The following is a 3,215-nucleotide window of genomic DNA, read 5'->3' as shown; positions in this document are numbered from 1 at the left end:
GCGCCACAGCTCAAGCGACTGGGATTCGGCCAACCAGGCCTTGTACAACCGGGTCCAGGCAGGGTAGTTCTTCACCTTGCCGGCGGTCGGCGGCAAGGCGGCGTGGACGCCCACCGCCGGGGCCGAACGGGCCAACTCGGAAGCTGCGACCTCGGCCGGGTGTCCGGTTGCCCAGTCGACCGGTACAGCAGCGTCGGTGATCCGGGTCAGATGGCTGACGTCCTGGGACGAATCCAGCTTCTGCTTCGCGTCGCTGTATGCAAGCCGCGCCCCGCCAAATAGCAGCGGATGATAGGCGAGCCGCGCGCCAAGCGCGCCTGGACGCCGGAGCGGGAGGTAGAACGCCTCCACACCCACCGGAAGCGCCGGTTGCGACGGCGGTGCTTCCCCGGCCTGGGTTGCAGTCGGAGGGACCGCAGCACCGACCGCGGATTCGGGCGGGGCGCCTGCCGAAGCCGCCTGGGCGGCGGGGTGGGCCTGCTTCCACGGCTCCATCAGGCGCTTGATCTGGTCACGCGTCATTGGCCCTGCCAGGTAGGACAGCGCCCAGCGGGAATGGAAGACCACCGGGGCGTCCTCGTGCACGTTATGCATCAAGAACACCCGGCTCGACAGCCCTGCCAGGTCCTCCTTAGCTTCTGACTTCTTAAAGCTGAGGCTGGCGCCGGCCGCCCACCCCTCCAGCGCCTGCATCACCCGCTGCTTGTCGCGCTCGGTCTGCAGGCGACCAATGAACCAGGTCCCGGTGTTCGAGAGCGCCTTGTAGTCCAGATCAACCGGGTTCTGCGTTGCCAGGACGACGCCCAGACCCGAGGCCCGCGCCTGCTTGAGCAGCGTCAGCAGCGGCCTCTTCGATGGCGGCTCGGCGACCGGCGGCAGATAGCCGAAGAGTTCATCCATGTACAGGATCGCCCTCAGGCTCGCCGTGCCGGCCTGTGCCCGCACCCAACTGAGCACTTGGGTCAATAGCAGGGTGACAAAAAACATGCGCTCGGCCTCGCCAAGGTGAGCGATGGAGAAGATCGACAACTGGGGCTTGCCCTGCGGACTGTGCAGCAGTCGAGCGATGTCCAGCGGAGCCCCCTCGAGCCAGGCGCCAAACCCCGGAGCTGCCAGCAGATTGTTGAGGGCCAGCACCAGGTCGAACCGATCCTTCTCCGGGTAGAAAGACTCCAGGTCGAGCACGCCCACCTTCTGCAGCCGCGGATGCTGCACTTGCTGAATGAGCGCCGCCAGGTCAAGCCCGGTTCCGGCGGTCCATGAAGCCTCCAGGATGGTCGCCAGCAGGATGTGCTCTCGGCTCTGGATCGGATCGGCTTGGATATGGATCAATCCAAGCAGGCTGGCGACAGTGGCCTGAATGCGCTCGTTCAGCAGCTCCTTGTCTGCCAGCAACTCCCGGGCAGGGGGATCAAAGGCCTGCAGGATAGAGACCGGCATGCCGGCTGTGCTCCCTGGGGTGTACACCACCACGTCCGCAGCCTGGCGCAGCCGCTCGATGCGCTCTCCGGACTGCATCCACTCGCCCAGGCCTTGGGTCCAAGCCTGGGCCTGCTGTTCGGAAAAGGCCTCCGGGGACAAGTCCTGCTTGCGGGCCTCGTCCGGGCTGGCCCAGGGCTGGAAGTCCTCGGGCCGCAGGCCGGGGAAGGTCAGCATCAGGTTGGGCATGTCGCCTTTGGGATCGATGATGATGGCGGGGATGCCGTCGATGGCCGCTTCTTCGAGCAGGCTGATGCACAAACCGGTCTTGCCGCTTCCGGTCATGCCGACACACACAGCATGGGTGGTCAGGTCCTTCGAGTCGTAGAGGAGCAGGTCGTCCTCGATCACCTTCTTCTTTAACGAATACGTTCTCCCAAGGAAGAAGGCGCCCAGCTTCTCAATGTCGCCCGCACGCTTCTTCTCACCCATTGCCGATCCTCCTGTGGAAAGCCCCTCGGGCCCGAACCCGTACAACCATATCAGCCTGCGGAAACCACCGCCAGATTGCGGGCGGAACGGAGGCTGACTGCGACAGCTTCCCCTGACGGTCCCCGGGATTGCAGCGTGCTGCTAGGGGGCGGCGTCCTGGAACAGGGCCTCGAACTCCTCGAGATAGCGCTGCGCCAACCCTGGATCGTGCAGGATAAGCACGGCCTCGTCGTTCTGCTCCTCAGCGCTGCGGGTGAAGTTGTACGAGCCGGTGATCACCGTTTCGCCGTCGAGGATGATGACCTTGTGATGCAGCAACCCAGGGGATCGTTCCAGGCGCACATCCAAACCGGCCTGCTGCAGCCGCCCGAACTCGGCGCCGGCACCCCCGGCCTGGCCTTCATCGAACACCCCGCGCACGGTCACCCCGTCCTGCGCCCGATCCAGCATGGCTTCGGCCAGGGCGTCGGAGGTGAAGGCGAACGCCATCACGTCGATGCTCCGCCTCGCCTCGCGCACCAGACCGACCAGGCGGGCCGCAACACGGTCGTCCGGGGAGAACAGAACCTCCACCTCCGCTCCGTCCAGCTGCAGGCGTGGATGCGGGGTGTCGGGCTTCGAGGCTCCTCCAAAGCGGGCGTCCACGAACATCTCCTCGAATTCGCGCCCGAAGTCCTCGGCCAGCTCGGTGGAGCGCAGGCTGAGCAGGTTGTTGTGGTCCTCCCGGGCGCCTCCGTAGGTCAGGTTCATCGAACCGGTCCAGGTGTCGAGGCCGTCGATCACCACAAACTTGTGATGCATTAATCCCGCCCGCCGATCCCCGACCACCGGGATGCCCGCCTCGGCCAGTTCGGCGACTTCGGGCTCCAGGATGTTGTCGCTCTCAACCACCATACGCACTTTGACTCCCCTGCGCTGTGCCCGCAGCAGCGCTTCGCGCACGCTCCACAGGTTGAAGTGATAGGTAGCGACATCCAGGGTGAACCGGGCGGCGTCGATGGCATCCACCAGGGCCCTCTCAGCAGGCTGCGCCTGTTCGCCAGGCTGGGTGAAGTACACCTGGACCGCCGCCGGCGCCGACGGGGTGCCTATCGCCTGAGGCGCGGCAGGCGCTCCCCCCTGGAAGTGAAACAGCGCCAGCAACGCGGCCAGAGAGAGCAGAACGAGCGTCCCGCCGACAGCCGGCAGGAACGGGCGCGGGATGGGCGGCTTCATCCAGCCTCAACCCCCGAGGCAGAAGCCCAGATTCCGGTGTTCGACCACGATTATAGCCAAGCTGCCCTCCCCGCAATGGGATGACGTTG

Annotated in this window: 2 protein-coding genes; both read right to left on the bottom strand. The window is 65.8% G+C overall.

Going from position 1 to position 3,215, the window contains the following annotated elements; genetic code table 11:
- Positions 1–1,911: DUF87 domain-containing protein (locus MUO23_09420; protein ID MCJ7513171.1), on the bottom strand; the 1,911-nt coding region annotated here is incomplete at its 3' end.
- Positions 1,912–2,052: 141 nt separating this feature from the next.
- Entirely contained in the window at positions 2,053–3,126 is a 1,074-nt protein-coding gene (locus tag MUO23_09415; protein MCJ7513170.1) for a phospholipase D-like domain-containing protein, read from the bottom strand.
- Positions 3,127–3,215 lie beyond the last annotated feature (89 nt).

The sequence above is a fragment of the Anaerolineales bacterium genome (genome assembly GCA_022866145.1).
Lineage (GTDB): Bacteria > Chloroflexota > Anaerolineae > Anaerolineales > E44-bin32 > PFL42.
This window is presented reverse-complemented; position numbering and strand designations above follow the sequence as displayed.